Here is an 18049-nt window from a genome sequence, read left to right on the forward strand (position 1 = left end):
CTGTGCTCAGTCGCGCAGCCCCAGCAACAGATGCACCACGCCGCCTGCCAGGGGCATCACCGCCGGCACCCCTGCCCTTTGCAGGGCAGGGCTGTCGAGCAATTGCGGGTCATGCAGCTCCAGGCGCAACCGGGTCAGGGCCAGCCATTGCTGGCTCTTGATATTGGCAGGTCCGCCCAATGCCGCCAGCGTCGGTTCATCCAGGGCATGACCGCCAGCCTTGGGCGCTTTCGGCTGGTCAGGCACTAGGTCCGGGGTCAGGGCTTTCCAGAACGCCCGCTGTAGTTTCTCGAACATCTTCAGTTCTCCAGGACCGGTGAGTGAACGGCAAACGGTTGGCGATGCAGGCATTCACGTACCTGGGCAGCATCCTCCAGATCGACGATACGCGCGGCCAGCGCCTGGCACTGGAGCAGGTCCAGCTCCCGCACCCGGGCCTTGATGGCCGGGATCAGCGGCACGCTCACCGACAACTCATCCACCCCCAGGCCCAGCAACAGCGGCACCGCCAGGGTTTCAGAAGCCAGCGCACCGCACACACCGACCCACTTGCCGTGAGCATGGGCAGCCCGGACCGTGGTGGCGATCAGGCGCAGCACCGCCGGGTGGAAGCTGTCGGCCTGGCTGGCCAGGCGCGGGTGATCGCGGTCCATGGCCAGGGTGTACTGGGTCAGGTCGTTGGTGCCGATGGAGAAGAAATCCACCTCCGGGGCAAAGCGATCCGCCAGCAGCGCCGCTGACGGCACCTCGATCATGATCCCCAGCTTGGGCGATTGCGCGAGCCCCAGGGCCTGGACCTCTTGCTCCAGCAACTGGCGCGCCTGGCGCAGCTCCGCGAGCTGGCTGACCATCGGCAACATGATGTGCAAGCGGGCCTGCCCGGCACTGGCCAGGATCGCCCGGAATTGCTCCCGCAGCAGTTCCGGACGCGCCAGGCACAGGCGAATGCCGCGCAGGCCGAGAAAGGGGTTGGCCTCGCTGTCCATCGGTACATAGGCCAGGGGCTTGTCGCCGCCCACATCCAGGGTCCGCACCACCAGGTTGCGTTCGAGTCCCAGGGACTGGGCGATGGCCTGATAGGTAGCGGCCTGTTCCTGCGGGCTCGGCGCCTGGGTACGGTCCTGGTAGAGGAACTCCGAACGCAGCAGGCCGACACCATCGCCCCCCAGGCTGACGGCCTGCTCGGCCTCCGCCAGGCAGGCAATGTTGGCCGTGACCTCAAGGTGATGACCATCGAGGGTTACCGCCGGCAGCGCCGCCTGGGCCAGGTCCCGGTGCTGGCGCTGGCGTTGTTGTTCGCGCTGGGTATCCAGTTGCCGCAGCAACTGCGGATCCGGGTCCCGGTGCAGTTCGCCACGGTCGGCATCCAGCAGTACCGGCGTACCGTCGGCCAGTGACAGCACCTGGGGCGACAGGCCACAGAGCGCCGGCAGTCCCAGGGCTCGGGCCAGGATCGCCACATGGCTGGTGGCGCCGCCGCCCACGGTGACAAAACCCAGCACCCTGGTGGTATCCAGGTTCGCAGTTTGCGAAGGGGTCAATTGCTCGGCCACTAGGATGGCCTGCTCCGGCAGGTCCAGGGCCTGTTCCTGCACGCCAAGAATCAGCTCCAGTACCCGCTGGCCAACATCCGCCAGATCCACCGCACGCTCGGCCAAAAGGCTGCTGCCCAGGCTTTGGAACAGCTCGGCGGTGACCTCGATGGCGCTGTTCCAGGCAAAGGCGGCGCTCTTGCCGCTGGCGATCAGCGACTCGGCCTGCTCCAGCAGGCTCGGGTCGTCCAGCAGCTCCTGGTGCGCGCGGAAGATGTTCTGTTGCGCTTCACCCGAGGCATCGTCCCGCAGCTGTTGCAGGGCACAGGCGGCCTGGCGCAGGGCCCGCGCCAGGGCTTGGCGCTCCTGCTGCGGGTTGGCTGCCTGTTCAATGATTTGCAAACGCTGCGGCACCACCTGCAGCACCTGGCCGAAGGCCGAGCCCGGTGAAGCACAGACCCCACGCAGGATGGCCCCGGGGGCAGCATCCGATACAGCTGGGGATACGGCTTTGGGCAGCGCAGCGACCTGCTCCCCACAGCCGGAAGCCAGCAGCGCCACCAGGGCCTGGATCGCCTGTTCGGCATCCGCGCCCACGGCACTGACCTGCAAGGCATCGCCCTGGACCGTCTGCAACGCCATGATCGACACCAGGGACTTGGCGTTGGCCGAGTCGGTGCGCCGGTGCAGGCAGATGTTCGCGGCAAAACCCTTGGCAGCCTGGGCCAGCAAGGCCGCCGGGCGCGCATGCAGGCCCTGGGGGTTGCCCAGGATCAGCGGCTTGGAAAACAGCGCCTCACCCTCGGCCTCAGCGTCCTCGGCAGCGCCCAGGGCCGCCGGCGCGAGCTGCAGCAGCGGCTGGCCCTGCTCCACCAGCCGGCGATCGTCCACCAGCGTGGTCACCGGCTCGCCGCTGACCACCAGCATCAGGGTCAGCAGGCTGCGAGCATGCAGGGCCAGGTAGTCGGCGTCGAACTCGATCAGCGCCTGTCCCGCCGCCACCTGCTGGCCTTCGTGGACCAGGCAGGTGAACCCCTTGCCCGCCAGGTTCACCGTGTCCAGCCCGATGTGCATCAATACCTGCTGGCCCTGCTCGCCGGTAATGCTTACCGCGTGGCCACTGTGCTGCAGGTTGCTGATCACCCCGGACAGGGGCGCGCAGAGGGTCTGGGAAGTCGGGTCGATGCATAGGCCGTCGCCGATCACCCGGCTGGAGAACACCGGGTCCGGCACCTGCTCCAGGGGCAGCAGCACACCGGACAAGGGCGCGAGCAATTGCAAGGGTTGGGTTATGGCCATGACGTCACCTGCTGTTGATTCCTTGAAGTGCCGATGGAGCGCGAGCCCCGCCAGCATCGCTTATTTCCACCAGTACTCGACCTGCAAACCGACGTTCGCCCCATGTCGGGCGCTGCCGAACGCACCGCTGTCGGACAGCGCGGAGCCGGCCGCCAGTTGGTTGGCCGCACGCTTGGCCGCCTCGTTCCAGCTGGCATAGGTGTAATACAGGCGCACCTCGGGACGGGCCCAGAACTCCGGTCCCTTGGGCGACCAGGTCGGCGCGAAGGTGAACTTGCTGAGCTTGCGCGTGCCCCCGGGGGCCTCCACCTGATCGTGGCCGAACTCGGCCACCAGCTTGAACTGCTCGGTGATGGCATAGGCCGGGCGCACGCCAAGGGAGATCCAGCTCTGGTCCTGGCCGTCGGGGCGAATGTCCTTCTGATAGACCGCCTCAAACTGACCGCCGAAGCGTGGGGTCAGTTGCCAGTCGAAAAACTCCACCAGGCGATAGCTCTTGTTACTGTCATCCAGGTAGGAGTTGCCGGTATAGCCCAGGCCGGTGCCCGGGCCCTCGCCGTATTGCAGGGCGAGCTTGTTCTTGCCGCCCAGGAAACCCTGTTGCACATGCTGGGTGGTGATCGCCCAGCCGTTGTGAGCGCCACGGCGATCGGGCTTTTCCAGGTAGCTCAGGCCCAGCTCCAATTCGCCGCCGGGGTTGCTCTGGAAGCCGGCGACGTTGAAGTCATGACGGGTCACGGCCTGCTTCTGGTAGAGGTTGTCCTTGCGGGAAAAGGCATAGCTGTATTTCAGATCGCCGATGCGCACGTCCTCGACCCCGCCGCCGGTGGCGCTCTGGTTCCAGTAGTAGAAGTCGGAGATATGGATGTCGTTACGCTTGTAGTAACGACGCCCGGCCCACAGCGAACCGCCATTGAGGCTGGGCAGCTTCGACCACTGGGCATACATCTGCGGCATGCGCGCCGAGCCGTTCTCCCCCTGGAAGGTCAGGTTGCGGTCGTAGCGGTTGTTGAGCGATGCCATGCCATCGATGCTGAGCACCGAACCGTCCTCGAGGGTGTACAGATCCTGGCGCAGCTCCAGCTCGGCGTACTGCTCGCACTCGTTGCCCAGGCGGTATTTGGATGGCGCGCCGGGAAGCTGGAAGCACGATTGCCCGCCACTGTTGACCGAAGTGCCGAGGCCACTGCGCAGGTAGCCGGCAAACTCCAGGGCCTGGGCCGGATAAGGCAAGGCCAGGCACAGGCAGGACGCCGCCAAACCGCGATTGATCGTTGTTTTCATAAGCCACCCCATTATTTTTATTGTGATATCCGGATCCGCAGGCGCCGGCAGGCCGGCGCGAGGCCCTGCGCTGGCTCCGGTACAGCGCATGCCTGGCAAACGGCAAAAGCCACCTGGCTACTAGGCGTCGGCCAGGTGCAGGACGAAGGACTCATAGGGCCGCAGCAGCAACTGCCGGCTGCGCACGACATCGCCCAGGTAGTTGCTGATCAGCTGCCGCTGTTGCATACCCGGCGCGATAATCTGCGGCGGCAATTGGACCTCGCACGGCGTGCCATAGAAATTGTTCACCACCAGCAGGCGCTCGCCCTGCCCTTCGCGCACGTAGATCCAGAGCTGTGGGTGGTCGGGCAGCAATTGGCGGTAGATGCCGTGCTGGATCAACGCCTGTTCCCGACGCAAGGCGATCAACCGACGATAGTGGTGCAACACCGACTGCGGGTCCTCTTGCTGCGACTCGACATTGATCCGGTCGGCATTGGCCGCGACCTCGATCCAGGGCTCGGCGCTGCTGAAGCCGGCATTGGCCCCGGTATTCCATTGCATGGGTGTACGTCCGTTGTCCCGGGACTTCTGCTGGATCGCCGCCATGATCTGTTGCGGGTCTTCACCAGCCTCGTGCTTGAGGCGGTAGATGTTCAGGGTCTCGACGTCGCGGTATTGCTCGATGCGCTGGAAATGCGGATTGGTCATGCCCAGCTCTTCGCCCTGGTAGACGAAGGGCGTGCCCTGCAGCAGGTGCAAGGCGGTGGCCAGCATCTTCGCCGACACCACCCGATGCTCGCCGTCGTCGCCGAACCGCGATACCACCCGGGGCTGGTCGTGATTGCACCAGAACAACGCGTTCCAGCCGCCGCCAGCCTGCATGCCGCACTGCCAATCGGACAAGATGCGCTTGAGTTCGAGGAAGTCGAAATCGGCCCGCAACCACTTCTGCTGGTTGGGGTAATCCACCTTCAGGTGATGGAAGTTGAAGGTCATCGACAGCTCCTTCGACTCCGGGTTCGAGTAGCGGATGCAATGCTCCAGGCGGGTGGAAGACATCTCGCCGACATTCACCAGGTCGTGGCCGGCGAACACCTCCCGATGCATCTCCTGCAGGTACTCATGGACGTTCGGGCCATCGGTATAGAAACGTCGGCCGTCGCTCTGGTCTTCGGGAAAATCCGCCGGCTTGGAGATCAGGTTGATCACATCCAGGCGAAAGCCGCCGACCCCCTTGTCCCGCCAGAAGCGCATCATCTTGAAGACTTCGGCGCGCACCTGGGGGTTGTCCCAGTTCAGATCGGCCTGGGTGTGATCGAACAGGTGCAGGTAGTACTGGCCGGTCTGCGCCTCGTACTCCCAGGCCGAGCCGCCGAACTTGGACTCCCAGTTGTTGGGCTCGTCGCGCCAGATGTAGAAGTCCCGGTAAGGGTTGTCCAGGCTGCTGCGGGCCTGCTGGAACCAGCTGTGCTCGATGGAGGTGTGGTTGACCACGATGTCGAGCATCAGCTTGATGCCGCGCTTGCCGGCCTCCGCGATCAACAGTTCGCAGTCGGCCATGCTGCCGTAGCTGGGATCGATGGCGTAGTAGTCGCTGATGTCATAGCCGTTGTCGCGCTGCGGCGAGCGCAGGAACGGAGTCAGCCACAGGCAGTCGACCCCCAGCCAGTGCAGGTAGTCGAGCTTGTCTACCACGCCCAGCAGGTCGCCTGTGGCCTGTCCTGAGTGGCTGTGAAAACTTTTCGGGTAGATCTGGTAGATCACCGAGCGCTGCCAGTCTTGCATGGGGGATTCCTTTGGAAAGTGCACAAGCATTCACCGCCTCCTGCCAGGCCGGTCAGGCCACTCGGTAACCGGGACGGATGATCTTCAGGCTCAAGCCGCAAGTGAGGACGAAGGGCACCACCAGGGCCACGACCATGCCAATGACGAACATCGGGATGTATTGGGGAATGATCGAGATGAATCCCGGCAGCCCGCCGACACCGATGGCCGAGGCCTGGACCTTGTTCAGCGAGAGAACGACGCTGCCCAGGGCCGAGCCGATCAGCGCGGCGTAGAACGGAAACTTGTAGCGCAGGTTGACCCCGAACATCGCCGGCTCGGTGATGCCGAAATACGCCGAGACCGCCGAGGTCGAGGCCATGCTGCGGTCCCGGGCGTTACGGCTCATGGTGAATACCGCCAGGGCGGCACTGCCCTGGGCCAGGTTGGACATGACGATCATCGGCCAGATGAAGGTGCCGCCCTGGGTAGAAATCAGTTGCAGGTCGACCGCCAGGAACATGTGGTGCATGCCGGTGATCACCAGTGGCGCATAGAGCAGGCCGAAGATCGCCCCGCCCACCATCGGCGCCAGCTCGAACAGCGTGACCACGCCCTCGGTGATCAGGATTCCCAGGTGGCGGGTCACCGGTCCGATGATCGCCAGGGCCAGCACCCCGGTGACCACGATGGTGGTGATGGGCACCACCAGCAGGGTAATGGCATTGGGCACCCTCGCCCGCAGCCACTTCTCGATCACGCTCATCACGTAGGCGGCCAGCAGGATCGGCAGGATCTGCCCCTGGTAGCCGACCTTCTCGATCTGGAACAGGCCAAGGATGTCGAAGTACGGCAGGCTCTGGCCATCCAGGCCGGCCACGGCCTTGCCGTAGTTCCAGGCGTTGAGCAGGTCCGGGTGGACCAGCATCAGGCCCAGGACGATGCCGAGGATCTCGCTGCCGCCAAAGCGCTTGGCCGCCGACCAGCCCACCAGGGCCGGCAGGAACACAAAAGAGGTGTTGGCCATCAGGTTGATCAGGCTCCACAACCCGTCCAGGTCCGGATGGGCCTCAAGCAAGGTCTTGCCCTCGATGAACATGCCCTTGGCGGCCAGCAGGTTGTTCACCCCCATCAACAGCCCGGCGATGATCAGGGCCGGCAGGATCGGCATGAACACGTCGGAGAAGACCCGCACCAGGCGCTGCATGGCGTGGGCCTTCTGCGCGCCCTTGTGCTTCACATCGGCAATGGTCGAGACGGCAAGGCCGGTCTGCTCGCGCAGTGCCGCGTAGACCTTTTCCACCTCGCCGGGGCCGATCACGACCTGGAACAGGCCACCGGTGAAGAACGAGCCCTTGACCAGGTCGATCTGGTTGAGCGTGGCGCTGTCGACCCGGCTCGGGTCCTTCAGGGCCAGGCGCAGGCGCGTCACGCAATGGGCCGCCTGCTCGAGGTTGTCGGCGCCACCGAGGCTGTGCAGCAACTCGCTGGCAATCGTTGAATAGTCGTGGCTCATGCTCGTTCTTCCACCTGAGATTCTTGTTATTGGCAGCACGCCGGAGAGGAAAGCTACTCGTCTGTACGAGTTAAATCAACAACTCGTACAGACGAGTTTGTTTTTTCTTCGAGTCCCCCCACCAAATCCACTTTCCAGGCTCGCTAGAGCCTGCGTCAGGCGCATGGACAAATGCCCCGCCCAGCCCTTAAGGTGCCTGCCTTGAGCACCGTCCGGCACAGAGCCATCCCATGAGCAAATACAACCGGATCTACAGCGATCTGCTTGCCAGCATCACCACCGAACGCCTGGAACGCGGCGCCCGCCTGCCCTCGGAAGCCGAACTGATGGACAGCTACCAGGCCAGCCGCGGCACTGTGCGCAAGGCCATCGAACTGCTGCAGGAACGCGGTTTCGCGCAGAAAGTCCATGGCAAGGGCACCTTCGTGCTCTCGTCCGCTCCCATCGAGTTCCAGCTGGGTGGCATCGTCAGTTTCCAGGAAACCTATCCGCGGCTGGGGGACGACGTCAGCACCGAGGTGGTGGAGTTCAGCCAGTTTCCTCTCGAAGGGTCACTGCGGGCGCACCTGCAGGCAGAAGAAGGCAGCCTGGTCACCCGGATCAAGCGGGTACGGCGCATCGACGGCAAGCGGGTGATCCTCGACATCAACCACTTCGTCGCGGAGCTGATTCCCGGGCTGGACCGGCAAATCGCCGAGCACTCGATCTACGCCTATATCGAACAGACCCTGCAACTGAACATCAGCTACGCCCAGCGCACCATCGAGGCCAGCCCGCGCAGCAAGGACGACCAGCAGTTGCTCGACCTGGACGGCCAGAGCCATGTGATCGTGGTCAGCAACCAGACTTTTCTCCAGGATGGCCGGCAGTTCGAGTACACCGAGTCACGCCATACCCTGGACAAGTTCTACTTCTCCGATATTGCGCGGCGCTGAGCCGGCGAGCGATCAACCCAGCAGCGCCAGCAGTTCAGCGTTCAACGGCCCGATGCACCGCACCTGCCGGGCGAGGTTGACCTGTTGCGCCACCCGAGCCACCTCGGTTACCGGATGTCCGCGCCAGCGACCGCCGTGACCATCCAGCCAGTCGAGGACCTGCGCCAGGTGCCAGCACCAGGGTTGGCCCTGATGAATGGCCAGGGGAAAGCTGTCGTCATGGTTGAGCATCAGCCTGTGCATGTCTTGCCGCGACAGGCCGGCGATCCCGGCGATTTCATCGAGGCCGACGAAATCCGGTCCGGCTTCGACCAGTTGCGCCCCAGGCAGGGCCTGCCGGATCTCGCCCAGGGCGCTGAACAGGGCTTGCTGAGCGTTGCTCGCCTTGCGCCGGAACTCCAGCGCCAGGCGCCCGCTCACGCCGCAGCCCAACAAGGCATCGGTACAACCGGCGGCGCCCAGGCGCTCGGTCACCTGCCATGGATCGCAGTCCCGGGCCGGCAAGCGGTAATCGAGGGTGAACAGGTATTCCATATCCTTCACTCCAGGCCTGGCGCCAGGGGCCCGGTTCGGCGCAACTGGTGCAGGGTGCAGTTATCGATCAACCGGCACAGGGCCCGGGCATGTCCGTTCGGGCACTTGGGCCAACGCCAGACCGTGGCGCGGCGAAACTCGCCGCACAGGCACAGCGGCGGCTCCTGGGGGCAGCAGATCATTCCCCAGACCTGCTCGCCACCGACCTCGATCCGCCAGCCCTGCCACTGGGCGTAGCGCAGGGCCATTTCAATTTCCTGCTCGGGATGCGTTGCACGAGCCATCCGTGGCCTCCAGTATGCTCAGCGATTCAAGGCTTGCACCCCCGCCCACCTTCCTCGGGACGGATGACAGAGGGGGGGCCATCGAGGTTACACAGCCGGAGAAGAACAGCAGCCGCCCATGTCTTTCTCGATGTTGCCTGGACGCGAAAAAACCGCCCTTGCCAACCTGCGGCAACACAAATGCCAGCCCGCGCCCCGTCCATGGTGAGCGCCCACAGGAAAACCCACTGATGAACCCGAGGATTCGGCGCTTTACCCGGGACGACTTTGTCCAGTACCGCTCCTGGTACGCAGACCCGGCACTCAACGAACAACTGGGCCCCATGGATGAAGACTGGCTGGCCGCCGTACTCGGGGACAAGGAAGGCATGCAGTACAGCTATTTCGAGAATGAGCGGCTGGTGGCAGTGCTGGGCATCAGCTTCCACCCCGTCGAACTGGCCTGGGTACTCACCGATATCGCCATCGACCCGGCACTCAAGCGCCAAGGCATAGGCCAACGGGCGCTTCGGGCGGTGATGGCTATCGAACCCAGGGAGCATGGTGATAGCTGGATGGCCTACGTCATGCCCGACAACCTGCCTGCATGCCGGTTCTTTGCAGCCCTGGGCTGGCCATGCACGGCGCCTGGACCCGACGACGAAATGCTCACCTACCGGCATCGACGCCAGCACTGACCGGCAACCTGCTCAGTCCGGCAGGCCACTCAGGCGCTCCATGCCCTCCTCGGTGACCCGGACCATGGCGCTGAGTACCACGCCATCGTTGCCATCCTGGGCCAGCACGCGCCAGCCACCGCAGAGCACGCGAATTTTCGCAGTCCCGGCCTTGGCCAACACCTGGACGTTGAGCACCTGCCCTACCCGCATCGGCTCCGACGGCCCATCGACACGGTAGCCCAACACCTGGGGCGGCTGGATGCGCTGGCGGCCCATGGCGTAACCGCAGTATTCGGCCACGGCACTCAAGCCCTGGGCATCCAGCACTTCCTGGATGGCTGCGCCGATGGCGTTGACCGGCGTGCCGGCACACACCTGGCCAAGCCCCTGCTCCAGGGCCAGCCTGGCACCGGCCAGCACACGGCGTTGCTCGGCAGAGGCTCCAGCCGTGGCGAAGGTCCAGGACTGCGCCCCATAACCCTTGTCCGAAGACACCACGATCTCCACCTTGACCAGGGCGCTGGCCGGCAGTGGTTTATCGGTGGGCGGGCAACTGATCAGCTGGGCGTTGACCGAAACCGGTACCGCCGCCGGATAGCCCTGGAAGCCCACCAGGGCGGGCAACAACTGGCGCTCGTGCATCTGCTGCAAGACTTGCTCCTGCAGCTCCAGTCCCGATACGCCTTCACGGATCAACGGCTTGAGCGACTGGAGGATCTGCGTCACCTGGACCGCTAGCCGACGCTCCTCAATCACGATCTCTGCTTCAGGCAACTTGCCTATCCGTTCGAATGCCCGGCGATTGCCTTCGGCAAGGCGCTCATGACTTGCCAATGCCCCGGCAGGCTCGGGCGCTGCCTGCCTACTCGCCAGACCCAGGGCGCTGCACAACTTGCTCAACCAACTCATGTCCATAACCCTTTTCGTTACCAGCTTCTGGCCAGGTATTGCGCCGCCATGAAAAAGGCCCCTGATCTTGCAATCAGGGGCCTTTCGGGCGGGTCAGCCTTGGCTTGGCCGCCCCATGACGCTATCCGTCGCGGCAAGCCGCAGGGGCGTCATTCCCACTCGATGGTGGCTGGCGGCTTGCTCGACACGTCGTAGGTGACGCGGGAGATGCCTTCGATCTCGTTGATGATCCGGCCGCTGACGGTCTCCAGCAGCTCGTATGGCAGGTGCGCCCAACGAGCGGTCATGAAGTCCACGGTCTCCACCGCGCGCAGGGCCACGACCCAGGCGTAGCGACGACCGTCACCCACGACGCCCACCGATTTCACCGGCTGGAACACCACGAATGCCTGGCTGGTCTTGTGGTACCAGTCGGCCTTGCGCAGTTCTTCGATGAAGATGTGGTCGGCGCGACGCAGGATGTCGGCGTACTCCTTCTTCACTTCACCGAGGATACGCACGCCCAGGCCCGGGCCCGGGAACGGGTGGCGGTAGACCATGTCGTACGGCAGGCCCAGCTCCAGGCCGATCTTGCGCACTTCGTCCTTGAACAGCTCGCGCAGCGGCTCGACCAGCTTGAGGTTCATTTCCTCCGGCAGGCCGCCGACGTTGTGGTGCGACTTGATCACATGGGCCTTGCCGCTCTTGGCGCCAGCCGATTCGATCACGTCGGGGTAGATGGTGCCCTGGGCGAGGAACTGGATGTTTTCCAGCTTGCTGGCTTCGGCATCGAACACGTCGATGAAGGTGCGACCGATGATCTTGCGCTTCTTCTCCGGGTCGGCTTCACCGGCCAGGTTGTCGAGGAACTGCTTCTCGGCGTCGGCACGGATCACCTTGACGCCCATGTTCTCCTTGAACATGGCCATCACCTGGTCGCCTTCGTGCAGGCGCAGCAGGCCGTTGTCGACGAATACGCAGGTCAGCTGGTCGCCGATGGCGCGGTGCAACAGCGCGGCAACCACCGAGGAGTCGACACCGCCGGACAGGCCGAGCAGGACGTTGGCCGAGCCCACTTGTGCACGGACCTGGGCGATGGCGTCCTCGACGATGTTCGATGCAGTCCACAGGGCTTCGCAGCCGCAGATGTCCTGGACGAAGCGCGACAGGATACGACCGCCTTGCTTGGTGTGGGTCACTTCCGGGTGGAACTGCACGCCGTAGTAGCCCAGGGCGTCGTCGAACATGCCGGCGATCGGGCAGCTCGGGGTGCTGGCCAGGATGTTGAAGTTGCCCGGCATCTGGGTGACCTTGTCGCCGTGGCTCATCCACACGTCCAGGCCCAGTACGCCGTCGTCGTCGACGTGGTCTTCGATACCGTCCAGCAGGCGGCTCTTGCCGACCACGTCAACGCGGGCATAACCGAATTCGCGCAGCTCGGAACCTTCGACCTTGCCGCCCATCTGTTCGGCCATGGTCTGCATGCCGTAGCAGATGCCCAGCAGCGGGACCTTCAGGTCGAATACCGCTTGCGGTGCACGGGGGCTGTTGGCTTCGTGGACCGACTCCGGGCCACCGGCCAGGATGATGCCGCGCGGATTGAATTCGCGGATCGCTTCATCGTCCATGTCGAACGGGTGCAGTTCGCAGTACACGCCGATTTCGCGCACGCGGCGGGCGATCAGCTGGGTGTACTGGGAACCGAAGTCGAGGATCAGGATGCGGTGAGCATGAATGTCGAGGGCCATGGTCAGTCTCGTCTAATTTCAGAAACGACACGGGGCTGAAAAACACAGCCCCGGTTACTAGATTCGTCGATCGCCTGCAGGCCTGGACCTGAAGGCGACCACTATCAACCTACGCGATAGTTGGGTGCTTCCTTGGTGATCTGCACGTCATGGACGTGGGATTCAGCCATGCCGGCACCGGTGATGCGTACGAACTCCGGCTTGGTGCGCATCTCGTCGATGGTCGCGCTGCCGGTGTAGCCCATGGAGGACCGCAGGCCACCCATCAGCTGGTGGATGATCGCGGCCAGTGCGCCCTTGTAGGGAACGCGACCTTCGATACCTTCCGGAACCAGCTTCTCGGCACCGGCCGAGGAGTCCTGGAAGTAGCGGTCCGAAGAGCCTTGCGCCTGTGCCATGGCACCCAGCGAGCCCATGCCACGGTAGGCCTTGTAGGAACGGCCCTGGAACAGTTCGACTTCACCTGGAGCCTCTTCGGTACCGGCGAACATCGAACCCATCATCACGCAGGAAGCACCGGCGACGATGGCCTTGGACAGGTCGCCGGAGAAGCGGATACCGCCGTCGGCGATCAGTGGCACGCCCGTGCCTTCCAGTGCCGCTGCGACGTTGGCGATGGCGCTGATCTGCGGCACGCCGACACCGGCAACGATACGGGTGGTGCAGATCGAGCCTGGGCCGATACCGACCTTGACCGCGTCGGCGCCAGCGTCGGCCAGGGCCTTGGCGGCGGCACCGGTGGCGATGTTGCCGCCGATCACCTGCACTTGCGGGTAGTTCTCTTTCACCCAGCGAACGCGATCGATCACGCCCTTGGAATGGCCGTGGGCGGTATCCACTACCACCACGTCGACACCGGCAGCCACCAGGGCGGCAACGCGCTCGCCGGTGTCCTTGCCGGTACCGACGGCAGCTCCGACGCGCAGGCGGCCCTGGTCGTCCTTGCTGGCCAGCGGGTAGGCCTTGGCCTTCTCGATGTCGTTGACGGTCATCATGCCCTTGAGGACGAAGGCGTCATCGACGATCAGCACGCGCTCGATGCGGTGCTTGTGCAGCAGCTCGCGAACGGCGGACTTGTCGGCGACGGCCCCATCCTTGACGGTGACCAGGCGCTCTTTAGGCGTCATCACTTCGCGGACGCTGACTTCCAGGCGGCTTTCGAAACGCACGTCACGGGAAGTCACGATGCCCACCAGGTCACCGTTGTGCAGCACCGGCACGCCGGAGATGTTGTGGGTCTTGGTCAGGTCGAGCAGGTCGCGCACGGTGGCGTCGGCTTCGATGGTGATGGGGTCCTTGACCACACCGGCCTCGAAACGCTTGACCTTGCGCACTTCGGCAGCTTGCTGCTCGATGGTCATGTTCTTGTGGATGATGCCGATGCCGCCTTCCTGAGCCATGGCGATCGCCAGACGGGCTTCAGTGACGGTGTCCATGGCGGCGGAAACCAGTGGGATATTCAGCTCGATGCCACGGGTCAAACGGGTCTTTAGACTGACTTCGTTAGGCAGTACTTCGGAATAACCGGGCACTAAGAGGATGTCGTCGAAGGTGAGGGCTTCTTGGCTGATACGCAGCATCGCGGGGGCTCCCGGGCGGGAAAATGGAAGCGCGCCATTATACTCAGACCGCCTGCCGGGCTCAATGTAAAACTCGATCTAATATCGTTGGAGTGATGGATGGAGAGCGCCTGCCATGCTAGCCGGAACCAACCCGGCCAACCGGGCGCCCCCGCCAAGAAACTACAACTCGACCTTGATCCAGCTCATCGGCTGGTCCAGCCAGTCGGCGAACTCATCGATGAAGCTCTGCTTGAACCCCGCTTCGGCCCAGTTGTTGAAGATGAAGCCCAGGTTGGAAAACCCGCACGGCTGGAGGAACAGGAAGCCGTTGATGTCGTCTTCATGGCCGCATTCGGGACAGGTGAAGTTGTCGGTGCGCCCGGGCATCCAGTCTTCCAGGCTTTCGAACAAGGCCTCGCCGACTTCCTGGCGACACTCGGCGCAACCGGCTTCTTCGAGGAAGCCCTTGGTCGGGGTATAGATGCAGCGCTTGGTGATGATCTCCAGGCCATTGACTGGCTCACCGAACGGCAGCGTCTCAGGATGCAGCACCACGTCCCGGGCGCCTGGCGCGATGGCATGCCCCATGCGGTTGCCGGTGCGCCCGCAAGTGGTCAGGGCTTCCTCGACGATATTCTTGCGTACCAGCCAGCGCACGATGGCGCGGGCCCGGGGCTCATGCACCGGCAACGTGGAGATTTTCGGGACGAGGATGCTTTGGGAATTCATGGTCCAGCCTGGAGCGTCGAGGGACAGGGAAAACGCAGCGCCGGCGAGCCGACCCCATCACCCAAGTGTAGAAGCCGGTTCGGCGACGAGCCGCGCCGAGGGCCGGCAGCTTAATCCCTGCTCCTTGCAGGTCAAGCGCTCAAGTAACGGCCGATCAGGGCAATGCCACTGGCCAGTACCAGCCAGGTCACCAGGCGCACGAAGGTTTCCCGGGACAGTTTCATCGCCAAGCGCCGGCCAATCCACGACCCCAACACCATGGCCGGCAACAAGCACAGCGCCAGCAACAGCAGCGATACCTCGGCGTAGACCCCGGCCAGGGCGAACAGGCTCAGGCGTACCACGGTACTGCTGCTGATCAGCGCGCTCTGGGTCGCCCGGGCCGAGTCCTTGGGCAACCGACTGTTCAGGTAGATCGCATACAGAAAGCCACCGCTGCCGAACAAGGCACCGAACAAGCCACCCACGATGCCCATGGGCACCGACCAACCGGCCGCCATCTGCGCCGGGCGGGCCTTCACCCAGAGGCTGTAGATGGCATAGGCACAAATGAACATCCCCATCAGCAGCAGCAACACATCGGACTTGAGGCTGAGCAGGAAGATTACCCCCAGGGTGCAGCCCACTGCCATGCACGGCAACAGGCGCAGCAACTCGGGCTTGGCCACGTCCTTGCGTGATGACAGGAAGCTGCCGAAGGCGGCGATGAAATCCAGCAGCACCAGCAACGGCACGATCTTCGACAAGGGCATGAACAGGATCAAGATCGGCCCGGCCACCAGCGCCGTGCCGAAACCGGCGATGCCGAACACTATGTAGGCCAGGGCAATGCCCAAGCCGATCGCCAGCCAGGCACCCGGCCCGAACGCCCACTGGTTCAATCCTTCAACGAACAGACTCATTACCGCCACTTCCTCGACCTTATGTCCCACGACTTTAGCCAGAGACGAGCCTTGCGACTAATATCGTCGTAGCCGCCCACTCATCGCAAAAAGGCATGACTTGTGATTTCAACCCGTCAACTGCGCTACTTCGTGGAAATCGCCGAATGCGGCAGCTTCAGTGCTGCGGCTGAACGCCTGTTCGTCGCCCAGTCGGCCCTGAGCCGGCAGATCAAGGAACTGGAAGGCCTGCTGCAAACCCCGCTGTTCGAGCGTACCGCTCGCCTGCCACGCTTGACCGCCGCCGGCGAGGCGTTCTTCCCCAAGGCCCGCAACCTGCTGACCGAACTGCACAAGGCCGGCGAGCTGGCGACCCAGGTCGGCCAGGGCCAGCTGGGAACCCTGCGCCTGAGCCATTCCAGCACAGTGCCCATGAGCGGGCGCCTGCTGCAGGGGCTCGGCCACTATCTGCAGCAGTGCCCCGGGGCCTCTCTGGACATCGTCAAGCTGTCTTCCGAAGCTCAGTTGGAAGAGCTGGCCGAGGGCCGCCTGGACGTGGGCCTGTTGCGCCTGCCAGTGCTGCGCCAGCGCGAAGGGGTGCAAATCATCCCGCTGTTCAGCGAACCCTTGCTGGTGGCACTGCCACCGACACATCCCCTGGCGCTCGCCCCACCAGCCAAGGGGATCGACCTGGCGCAACTGCGCGACGAAGCCTTTATCTCCATTCCCCATCCCCAGCGAGGCGGCTTGAGCTACCTCTCGGCCGAGTTGTGCATGCGCCAGGGCTTCTTTCCCAAGGCGGCGCGGGTGATGTCGCGCAAGACCACCCAGTTGCAGTTGATCCAGGCCGGTTTCGGCATCGCCCTGTTGCCCGAGTCGATGCAGGATATAGCCCCGGCCAGCATCCATTTCCTGCCCTTGGCCGATAGCGATTGCCAGAGTGTCATCGCCCTCGCCTGCCGCCAGGAACCCACGCCGCTGGTGGCGCAGTTCGTCGAGCATTTTCGCGACTGTCTATAAGCGATTTGCCTTGGCCCATTGGGAAGCAGCCCTTTAAACTGCGCCCCATGATTAAAGATCCCTTTGCACGACTCGGACTGGACCGCGAAGTCCTCACCGTCACCCAGCTCAACGGCCGCGCCCGGGTGCTGCTCGAGGACGTGTTCAGCAATATCTGGGTCGAGGGCGAGATCTCCAACCTCGCCCGTCCGGCTTCCGGCCACGTGTACTTCACCCTCAAGGACAGTGGCGCCCAGGTGCGCTGCGCGCTGTTCCGGCAGAACGCCGCGCGGGTGCGCCAGGCGCTCAAGGACGGCCTGGCGGTCAAGGTCCGGGGCAAGGTCTCGCTGTTCGAGGGACGCGGCGACTACCAACTGATTCTCGACACCGTGGAACCAGCCGGCGACGGTGCCCTGCGCCTGGCCTTCGAGGCCTTGAAGGACAAGCTCAGCGCCGAAGGCCTGTTCAGCGCCGAGCGCAAGCGGCCGCTACCGGCCCACCCCCAACGCATCGGCATCATCAGTTCACCCACGGGGGCGGTGATTCGCGACATCATCAGTGTCTTCCGGCGCCGCGCGCCTCAAGTCTCGCTGACCTTGATCCCTACTGCAGTGCAGGGCCGCGAAGCCACGGCGCAGATCGTCCGGGCCCTGCAACTGGCCGACGCCCGGGGCTTCGACGCCTTGATCCTGGCCCGTGGTGGCGGCTCCCTGGAAGATCTCTGGTGCTTCAACGAGGAGCCGGTGGCTCGGGCTGTAGCCAACTGCGTGACACCGATCGTCAGCGCCGTCGGCCATGAAACCGACGTGTCCATCAGCGATTTCGTGGCCGACGTCCGCGCGCCCACGCCCTCGGCCGCCGCCGAGTTGCTGGCCCCGGACTCCAGCGACCTGCAACGGCGGGTCGACAGCCTGCACCGCCGCTTGGTAATGCGCATGCGCGACCGCTTGCTGCGCGAGCGCCTGCGCCTGGATGGACTGGCCCGGCGTCTGCGCCATCCAGGCGAGCGGTTGCGCCAGCAGGCACAGCGCCTGGACGACCTGGACATGCGCCTGCGCCGGGCTTTCGAGCGCAGCCTGAATACCCGCCGCGAACGCCTGATCCGCCTGGAGACCCGCCTCGGCGCCCAGCATCCGGGACGCAACCTGGCGCTGTTGCGCCAGCGCCTGGACAGCCTCGCCGAACGCCTGCCCCGGGCCATGCGCGAAGGCCTGAAGGCCCGGCGCTTGCAACTGCACAGCCAGATGCAGACCCTACACGTGGTCAGCCCCCTGGCGACCCTGGGCCGGGGCTACAGCATTCTCCTCGACGAGCGTGGCCAGGCCATCCGCAGCGCCGCGCAAACCCGCAATGGCCAGCGCCTCACCGCGCGCCTGGGCGAAGGCGAACTGCAGGTGCGGGTCGAGGACAACCACCTGACGCCTGTCACCCTTTCCCTACTGGACTGATC

Annotated in this window: 16 protein-coding genes; 4 read left to right on the forward strand and 12 right to left on the reverse strand. The window is 64.4% G+C overall.

Going from position 1 to position 18049, the window contains the following annotated elements:
• Positions 1-6: 6 nt before the first annotated feature.
• The 5 genes from C4K40_RS25120 to treP all read right to left on the reverse strand — a co-directional run bounded on the left by C4K40_RS25120 (position 7) and on the right by treP (position 7380).
• Positions 7-297 (reverse strand): PTS transporter subunit EIIB, encoded by a 291-nt coding sequence (locus C4K40_RS25120; RefSeq protein WP_053131748.1) that lies wholly within the window; start codon positions 295-297, stop codon positions 7-9.
• A gap of 2 nt (positions 298-299) precedes the next feature.
• A complete protein-coding gene (ptsP, locus tag C4K40_RS25125) occupies positions 300-2831 on the reverse strand; it encodes a phosphoenolpyruvate--protein phosphotransferase (RefSeq protein ID WP_053131750.1) in 2532 nt (843 codons plus the stop codon).
• Between the two features lie 60 nt (positions 2832-2891).
• Positions 2892-4115 carry a carbohydrate porin gene (locus C4K40_RS25130; protein WP_022640673.1) on the reverse strand — a complete coding sequence of 408 codons (1224 nt, stop codon included), beginning with the start codon at positions 4113-4115 and terminating at the stop codon, positions 2892-2894.
• Positions 4116-4235: 120 nt separating this feature from the next.
• Entirely contained in the window at positions 4236-5885 is a 1650-nt protein-coding gene (gene treC, locus C4K40_RS25135) for an alpha,alpha-phosphotrehalase (protein ID WP_053131753.1), read from the reverse strand.
• A 52-nt stretch (positions 5886-5937) separates the two neighbouring features.
• Positions 5938-7380, reverse strand: coding sequence for a PTS system trehalose-specific EIIBC component (gene treP, locus C4K40_RS25140; protein ID WP_022640675.1), 1443 nt, complete (start codon positions 7378-7380; stop codon positions 5938-5940).
• A gap of 230 nt (positions 7381-7610) precedes the next feature.
• On the opposite strand from treP, the gene treR reads away from it, so the two are divergent.
• Complete coding sequence (gene treR, locus C4K40_RS25145; RefSeq protein WP_022640676.1) at positions 7611-8315, forward strand: trehalose operon repressor; 705 nt, start codon at positions 7611-7613, stop codon at positions 8313-8315.
• A 12-nt stretch (positions 8316-8327) separates the two neighbouring features.
• Here treR and C4K40_RS25150 read toward each other — a convergent pair whose 3' ends face one another.
• Positions 8328-8849 carry an AlpA family transcriptional regulator gene (locus tag C4K40_RS25150; RefSeq protein ID WP_053131755.1) on the reverse strand — a complete coding sequence of 174 codons (522 nt, stop codon included), beginning with the start codon at positions 8847-8849 and terminating at the stop codon, positions 8328-8330.
• Positions 8850-8854: 5 nt separating this feature from the next.
• Positions 8855-9133 carry a hypothetical protein gene (locus C4K40_RS25155; protein WP_031320431.1) on the reverse strand — a complete coding sequence of 93 codons (279 nt, stop codon included), beginning with the start codon at positions 9131-9133 and terminating at the stop codon, positions 8855-8857.
• Between the two features lie 230 nt (positions 9134-9363).
• Between C4K40_RS25155 and C4K40_RS25160 the strand changes: the two genes are divergently transcribed.
• On the forward strand, positions 9364-9810 hold the full coding sequence (locus C4K40_RS25160; RefSeq protein ID WP_022640679.1) for a GNAT family N-acetyltransferase: 447 nt from the start codon (positions 9364-9366) through the stop codon (positions 9808-9810).
• 12 nt (positions 9811-9822) lie between these two features.
• Here the strand turns inward: C4K40_RS25160 and C4K40_RS25165 are convergent, their stop codons facing one another.
• The 5 genes from C4K40_RS25165 to C4K40_RS25185 form a co-directional block, all read right to left on the reverse strand.
• Complete coding sequence (locus C4K40_RS25165; RefSeq protein WP_164485041.1) at positions 9823-10548, reverse strand: M24 family metallopeptidase; 726 nt, start codon at positions 10546-10548, stop codon at positions 9823-9825.
• Between the two features lie 302 nt (positions 10549-10850).
• Positions 10851-12428, reverse strand: coding sequence for a glutamine-hydrolyzing GMP synthase (gene guaA / locus C4K40_RS25170; RefSeq protein WP_022640681.1), 1578 nt, complete (start codon positions 12426-12428; stop codon positions 10851-10853).
• A 104-nt stretch (positions 12429-12532) separates the two neighbouring features.
• The gene (gene guaB / locus C4K40_RS25175) at positions 12533-14008 is read right to left on the reverse strand and encodes an IMP dehydrogenase (protein WP_022640682.1); all 1476 of its coding nucleotides are present in this window, start codon (positions 14006-14008) and stop codon (positions 12533-12535) included.
• 162 nt (positions 14009-14170) lie between these two features.
• Positions 14171-14719, reverse strand: a complete 549-nt coding sequence (locus C4K40_RS25180; RefSeq protein WP_053131758.1) for a hypothetical protein — start codon at positions 14717-14719, stop codon at positions 14171-14173.
• Positions 14720-14850: 131 nt separating this feature from the next.
• Positions 14851-15621 (reverse strand): sulfite exporter TauE/SafE family protein, encoded by a 771-nt coding sequence (locus C4K40_RS25185; protein WP_053131762.1) that lies wholly within the window; start codon positions 15619-15621, stop codon positions 14851-14853.
• Between the two features lie 102 nt (positions 15622-15723).
• Here C4K40_RS25185 and C4K40_RS25190 point away from each other — a divergent pair, with 102 nt between their 5' ends.
• Positions 15724-16620 (forward strand): LysR family transcriptional regulator, encoded by an 897-nt coding sequence (locus tag C4K40_RS25190; RefSeq protein ID WP_053131765.1) that lies wholly within the window; start codon positions 15724-15726, stop codon positions 16618-16620.
• 47 nt (positions 16621-16667) lie between these two features.
• Positions 16668-18047: an exodeoxyribonuclease VII large subunit gene (gene xseA, locus C4K40_RS25195; RefSeq protein WP_022640686.1), complete on the forward strand. Its 1380-nt coding sequence runs from the start codon at positions 16668-16670 to the stop codon at positions 18045-18047.
• The last annotated feature ends 2 nt before the right edge of the window (positions 18048-18049 follow it).

Origin of the sequence: Pseudomonas sp. CMR5c (genome assembly GCF_003850545.1) — a bacterium.
Classification (GTDB): domain Bacteria; phylum Pseudomonadota; class Gammaproteobacteria; order Pseudomonadales; family Pseudomonadaceae; genus Aquipseudomonas; species Aquipseudomonas piscis.

Coding starts and splice junctions, on each gene's coding strand:
- C4K40_RS25120 (WP_053131748.1), bottom strand. CDS start 297: ATGTTCGAGAAACTACAGCGGGCGTTCTGGAAAGCCCTGACCCCGGAC.
- ptsP (WP_053131750.1), bottom strand. CDS start 2,831: ATGGCCATAACCCAACCCTTGCAATTGCTCGCGCCCTTGTCCGGTGTG.
- C4K40_RS25130 (WP_022640673.1), bottom strand. CDS start 4,115: ATGAAAACAACGATCAATCGCGGTTTGGCGGCGTCCTGCCTGTGCCTG.
- treC (WP_053131753.1), bottom strand. CDS start 5,885: ATGCAAGACTGGCAGCGCTCGGTGATCTACCAGATCTACCCGAAAAGT.
- treP (WP_022640675.1), bottom strand. CDS start 7,380: ATGAGCCACGACTATTCAACGATTGCCAGCGAGTTGCTGCACAGCCTC.
- treR (WP_022640676.1), top strand. CDS start 7,611: ATGAGCAAATACAACCGGATCTACAGCGATCTGCTTGCCAGCATCACC.
- C4K40_RS25150 (WP_053131755.1), bottom strand. CDS start 8,849: ATGGAATACCTGTTCACCCTCGATTACCGCTTGCCGGCCCGGGACTGC.
- C4K40_RS25155 (WP_031320431.1), bottom strand. CDS start 9,133: ATGGCTCGTGCAACGCATCCCGAGCAGGAAATTGAAATGGCCCTGCGC.
- C4K40_RS25160 (WP_022640679.1), top strand. CDS start 9,364: ATGAACCCGAGGATTCGGCGCTTTACCCGGGACGACTTTGTCCAGTAC.
- guaA (WP_022640681.1), bottom strand. CDS start 12,428: ATGGCCCTCGACATTCATGCTCACCGCATCCTGATCCTCGACTTCGGT.
- guaB (WP_022640682.1), bottom strand. CDS start 14,008: ATGCTGCGTATCAGCCAAGAAGCCCTCACCTTCGACGACATCCTCTTA.
- C4K40_RS25180 (WP_053131758.1), bottom strand. CDS start 14,719: ATGAATTCCCAAAGCATCCTCGTCCCGAAAATCTCCACGTTGCCGGTG.
- C4K40_RS25185 (WP_053131762.1), bottom strand. CDS start 15,621: ATGAGTCTGTTCGTTGAAGGATTGAACCAGTGGGCGTTCGGGCCGGGT.
- xseA (WP_022640686.1), top strand. CDS start 16,668: ATGATTAAAGATCCCTTTGCACGACTCGGACTGGACCGCGAAGTCCTC.